We start from the raw sequence: 4,743 nt of genomic DNA, 5'->3' as shown, positions 1-4,743 counted from the left end.
AACAAGGTGCTGCACCTGAAGTCGGCGGTCACCGCGCTGCCCGACGGAACCGTCATCGGGCACATCCCCAAGGTGGACCGGCCCGCGCTCTTCCCGCGCTTCCTGTCCGTGCCCGAGGAGGCCGGGGCCCATGTCGTCCTGCTCGGTGGCCCCAAGCTGCTCATGGCGGCGAGCGCGCCGAAGACGGCCGAGCTGCTCACCGACCTCGGGTTCGAACCGGTCGTGGTCGACATCAGCGAGTTCGAGAAACTCGAAGGCTGTGTGACGTGTCTCTCAGTTCGACTGCGGGACCTGTATGCCTGATCGGGCGGGCGCGGCATTCCACCGGCCCCGGACCTGCGGTTCCCGGGACCGCTTGCCATGCCCGGGAAACACCGCTGATCAGCGGGGTTTACGGCGCGCTTAACCTACGGTCTCGTAACCTACGGTTTCGTAGCCTACGATTCCGTAAGTTACCGGCGCCGCTCGCCGATCCCCCTCAAATGTTCGCCGCGTCCCCCTGGAGTACCTGTGACGATCACTTCCCCTCACCTCGGCAGCCCGTCCTCCGCGTGGACCGACGCGCGACTGCTGTACGCGCTGGAGGAAGTGGTCGAGCAGGAACTCAACCGGCATCTGAAGGTCACCAAGGACTGGATGCCGCACGAGTACGTCCCGTGGAGCGACGCCCGCAACTTCCCCGGTCTCTTCGAGGACGGCGAGGCCTGGGAGAAGGGCCAGTCCAAGGTCACCGAGATCGGCCGGATCGCCCTCGTCGTGAACCTCCTCACGGAGGACAACCTCCCCAGCTACCACCACGAGATCGCCTCGCTCTTCGGCCGCGACGGCGCCTGGGGCACCTGGGTGCACCGCTGGACCGCCGAGGAGGGCCGGCACGGCATCGTGATGCGCGACTATCTGCTCGCCTCGCGCGCGGTGGACCCGGACCAGCTGGAGCAGTTCCGGATGGCCCACATGAGCGAGGGCTTCGAGTCGGACAACCGCCACTCGATGCTGCACTCGGTGGCCTACGTCTCCTTCCAGGAGCTCGCGACCCGCGTCTCGCACCGCAACACCGGCCACCAGTCCGGGGACCCGGTCTGCGACCGCATGCTGGCCCGCATCGCCACCGACGAGAACCTGCACATGGTCTTCTACCGGAACCTGCTGAAGGCGGCCTTCGAGCTGGCGCCCGACCTGACCATGATGGCGGTGCGCGACGTCATCGTGAACTTCCGGATGCCCGGCCACGGCATGCCCGGCTTCGAGCGGGCCGCCGCGCAGATGGCGATCGGCGAGATCTACAACATGCGCATCCACCACGACGACGTCATCCAGCCCGTCCTGCGCTACCTGAAGGTTCTGGAGATCGACGGTCTCGGCCCCGAGGGCCTCAAGGCCCAGGAGGAGCTCGGTCTGTACATGGGCGGCCTGGACGCGGAGGCGTCGAAGTTCGACGAGAAGCTGGCGGCGCGCAAGGCGCGGATGGCGGCTCGCGCGGCAGGCGTCTGACGCCGGTCCGGCCGGCCCTGGCATGCCTGCTTGGTCGGTCACCGCGGCCGACCCCGCCGGTCGACCGTCCCTGCGCCCGGCGCCGCTGCTGCCCGCGGCCGTCCGACCGGGTACGGCGGCCCGGCCCCGCCGGTCACCGCCCGGCAGCGCGACCGAATATCCGGTGCGGGCCGCCCGCCGCCCGGGGCATCATGCGGCCATGCATGACAGCAGCAAGGACCAGCGGGCCGTCGGCTTTCTGCTGGGCCTGATCGACGCCGACGCCGCCGCGCGGGTACGGCGGCGGATCGGCGCGCCGCCCATGGGCGCGAACGAACGCCGGGCCGCCTACGCCGCCCTGAAGCTGACCCCGGTCCCCTCCTCCGTGCTGGTGTGGATTCTGGAGGAGGACGACCCGAAGCTCAACGCGGCGGTGTACGGGCACGGTTCGGCCGACCCGACGATGCGGCGGGCGGTGCTGCGGGGCGTGCCGTTCGGTCCGGGCCGTACGGGCCCCGTGCCCGTGGACGATGTCCTGCGCAAGCACGCGGACGAGCCGCCGGTGCCGCAATCCGTCGTGGCGCGGGGGCTCATCGGGGCGCTCCGGGCCGCCACCGCCATGGGGCCGGCCAGAAGCGCGGCGTCCATGGTGCTGGGACGCCGCGACTGGCAGACGGTCGCCGCGGCCGACCGCGAGCGGCCGTTGCCCGGTCACGCCCGCTGGGCCCTGTCCGTACGCCCGGACTGCCCGCCCGCGCTGCGCGCGCAGTTCGGCAGTCACCCCAAGTTCACCCACCGCGTCCGGCAGGCCGGCGTCCTGGCCGGTCCCGGTGCGTACGCGACCGCGCACGGACCCGCCGCACAGGTGCTGAAGGTGCTGTCCCTTGGCCGGGTGATGTTCCCCGCGCGCGTGGGCGACGCCGAGGACGCCCTGCGCCCCCTCGTGCGCGAGCACTTGGGCGACCGCGAGGAGGCCTGGGCGGTGCTGGCGCAACTCCTCGACACATTCCACGGAACGGCGCCGGAGCTGATCATGACGGCGGGCGCGATCGCCTGACCCTGCCGGGAAGGGGGGCGGGGCGGCTGGATTCGAACCAGCGTGTTCCGGTTCTGGAGACCGGTGCGCCTGCCTCTGCGCTACGGCCCCGCCCTTGGTCCCCGAGCGTAATGCGTTGGCCCGTTGTCAGTGGGCGCTGCTACCAATGAGGCACGGGGGGATTTCGGCACGGGGGGGGGCTCGTCATGGCGTACGGAGAGCGGGGGCAGCGTGTCCCGGTGGTCGATCTGGCCGACCGCAGGGCGCTGGAGCGGTACCGACCGGCGGACCCGGGGGTCGTCGAGGAGGCACGGCGGCTGAAGGAGGCCGCGCTGCTGGACTTCGGGCTGACCGAGTCGGCGGTGGCGTCCTGGCTGTACGCCAAGTGCCATCACCAGATCCCGACGACCGCGGTCGACACGGCGGCCGTGGTGGCCTCCGGCGACGGCTCCTGCCTGCTGCTGTACAACCCGGACTTCTTCGTCGGTCTCGGCCTGGACGGCGTCAAGTTCGTCCTGTTCCACGAGGCACGGCACCTCGTGCAGCGGCATCTGTTCAACGACCCGGAGCTGCGCGCGGACCCGGTGTTCGAGCTGGCCTGCGAGGTGTCCGTCAACCATGTGGCGCTGGTCCGGCTGGGCCGGCGGGAGCTCCCCCTGCTGGACGGCCGCCCGACCGGTGTCGACCCACGCGCGATCCATCACGCCTACGTCCTGGACCTGACGGGACACGGCCTCGAGCCGGTGCCGTACGAGACGTTCACCGAGACGGACATGCGGGTGTACGGCGAGCTGAAGCGCATGCACAACCCGCCCGTCCCCGAGGTGCGGCTGTGCGTGCACCTGCGGGAGGGAGGAGTGCCGGCCGACCAGGAGACCGTCGACGCGGTCGCCTCCTCGGCACTGCTCAACTCCCTGCTCGCGGCTCGTCGGGGGCACGCGGGCGCGGAGGGCGAGCTGCTCGACCTGATGGGCCGCACCGAGGACGGCAACACGCGGGCCTCGCGGATCTGGGGGAGCCTGGGCGCGGGTGCGCTGCGCGGTGAGACCACGCGCACGCGTACGGTCGACTGGTGGCAGCGCTGGCTGGTCGACGTGCTCGGCTCCAGACTGCGCGACGGTGAGCGGCTGGTGTACCCGAAGAAGCGGGGCGCGCTGCTGGCCGCCCTCGGCCAGGATCCGATGCTCTCGCGGCGCGGCCCGGTCCGGGAGAAGGTGCTCGTCGTCGCCTACGACACCTCGGGCTCCATGCCGGACCACGTCATCGAGTGGCTCACCCGGCTCGTGGGGCGGATCGACGGGGTCGAGGCGCACTGGCTCTCCTTCGACGCCGAGGTGATGCCGTTCCGGCCCGGCGAGCGGGTCTACGGCGGAGGCGGCACCAGCTTCCAGGCGGTCGCCGACTACGTGGAGGGCCGTACGGAGGTCGGCGGGCGGCGGTTCGACGTCAGCCCGGACGCCGTCGTGATGCTCACCGACGGATACGCCCCGCCCGTCACGCCCGCCGAGCCGGACAAATGGATCTGGCTGATCACGGAGGGCGGAAACGACTGGCCGGAGACGCACACTCCCGCGATGGACTGCCATCGCGTCACCACAGGATCGCGGTAATGACGACGAGAACAGAGCAGTTGACCACCTCGCGCCTGGAGTCCTTCATCGACGCGATGATCGACATGGGGCAGACGGGGCGGTGTACGTCCCGGCGGCGAACCTCACGCCGGACGACCTGCTCGTCAACGCACCGGTGCGGGACCCGCACACCGGTGAACTGGTGCTGCGTCAGCTGGTGATGAGCCAGTTGAAGCCGGGGCGGCCGTTCGTGCTGCTCATCGACGACTCCCTGCAGGCGGGCGAGACGATCCAGTCGCAGCTGATGCAGATCGCCTGCAACTGGACGCTGGGGGAGCACGATCTGCGCGCGCTGGGCTGTGTCGGCGTCTTCCTGACGGACAACGAGTCGCTGGCCGAGACCTCGGCCCGCCGTAGCGATCTCGCGCTTCTGGACCGCATGGTGACGCTGCGGATCACGGCGAACGACACCTCGTGGCGGCGGCACCTGGCGGCGAAGTACCGCCCGTGGGATCTGCGTCCGGTGTTCTCCCTGTGGGCGTCCCTCTCCCCCGCCCTGCGCGAACTGCTGTCCCCGCGCACCCTCGACCACGTCCTGGCCAACGCGCAGGAGGGCTTTCCGCTGCGCTGGGGCCTGCCGCTGGTCGACGGGGAGCGGCTGGCGCT

The 4,743-nt window shown here is 71.0% G+C and carries 3 protein-coding genes, 1 tRNA gene and 2 pseudogenes; 5 read left to right on the top strand and 1 reads right to left on the bottom strand.

From position 1 onward, the window contains the following. The 3 genes and pseudogenes from JF597_RS51245 to JF597_RS51235 all read left to right on the top strand — a co-directional run. A pseudogene (locus tag JF597_RS51245) lies at positions 1 to 303 on the top strand (N(G),N(G)-dimethylarginine dimethylaminohydrolase); the annotation flags it as partial. A 207-nt stretch (positions 304 to 510) separates the two neighbouring features. Beyond that, on the top strand, positions 511 to 1,491 hold the full coding sequence (locus JF597_RS51240) for an acyl-ACP desaturase (protein WP_069760599.1): 981 nt from the start codon (positions 511 to 513) through the stop codon (positions 1,489 to 1,491). Between the two features lie 199 nt (positions 1,492 to 1,690). After that, on the top strand, positions 1,691 to 2,527 hold the full coding sequence (locus JF597_RS51235) for a hypothetical protein (protein ID WP_294013411.1): 837 nt from the start codon (positions 1,691 to 1,693) through the stop codon (positions 2,525 to 2,527). Positions 2,528 to 2,543: 16 nt separating this feature from the next. Here the strand turns inward: JF597_RS51235 and JF597_RS51230 are convergent. Next, positions 2,544 to 2,619, bottom strand: a tRNA-Trp gene (locus JF597_RS51230). 93 nt (positions 2,620 to 2,712) lie between these two features. Here JF597_RS51230 and JF597_RS51225 point away from each other — a divergent pair. Beyond that, positions 2,713 to 4,116: a hypothetical protein gene (locus JF597_RS51225; protein WP_294013409.1), complete on the top strand. Its 1,404-nt coding sequence runs from the start codon at positions 2,713 to 2,715 to the stop codon at positions 4,114 to 4,116. Further along, a pseudogene (locus JF597_RS51220) lies at positions 4,116 to 4,743 on the top strand (AAA family ATPase); the annotation flags it as partial. The gene JF597_RS51225 and the pseudogene JF597_RS51220, both read left to right, overlap by 1 nt.

Source organism: Streptomyces sp., from assembly GCF_019510245.1.
GTDB lineage: Bacteria > Actinomycetota > Actinomycetes > Streptomycetales > Streptomycetaceae > Streptomyces.
Note: the sequence above shows the minus strand (reverse complement) of the source record. Positions and strands in the feature narration are given on the sequence as shown.

Bases quoted from the DNA above. Each gene is read 5' to 3' on its own strand.
- JF597_RS51235 (WP_294013411.1), top strand. From the start codon at position 1,691: ATGCATGACAGCAGCAAGGACCAGCGGGCCGTCGGCTTTCTGCTGGGC.
- JF597_RS51225 (WP_294013409.1), top strand. From the start codon at position 2,713: ATGGCGTACGGAGAGCGGGGGCAGCGTGTCCCGGTGGTCGATCTGGCC.